Source organism: Pseudomonas sp. SIMBA_068 (assembly GCF_046534705.1).
Classification (GTDB): Bacteria; Pseudomonadota; Gammaproteobacteria; order Pseudomonadales; family Pseudomonadaceae; genus Aquipseudomonas; species Aquipseudomonas putida.
The window spans coordinates 1-250 of sequence record NZ_JAWRYI010001195.1 but is presented as its reverse complement, the minus strand read 5'-3'; the positions used below and the strand labels follow the sequence as shown (position 1 = coordinate 250).

Genomic DNA, 250 nt, shown 5'->3' with positions numbered 1-250 from the left:
CAGGCCTTGCAGGGCATCGCCGCGCCGGAAGAGCACGCCGAGCTCGGCCGCGCGCCCGGTCGCCACCATGATCGACGTGGGGGTTGCCAAGCCCATCGCGCAGGGGCAGGCGATGATCAGCACGGCCACGGCATTGACGAGGGCGAAGGTGAGGGCGGGGTTCGGGCCGAGCAGCAACCAGGCGATGAAGGTCAGCGTCGCGATGGCGATGACGGCGGGCACGAACCAGGCCGTGACCTTGTCGACCAGC

The 250-nt window shown here is 70.4% G+C and carries 1 pseudogene; it reads right to left on the bottom strand.

Features of this window, described 5'->3' with window-relative positions:
- Positions 1-250 (bottom strand): annotated as a pseudogene (locus SB756_RS33310) (heavy metal translocating P-type ATPase); the annotation flags it as partial.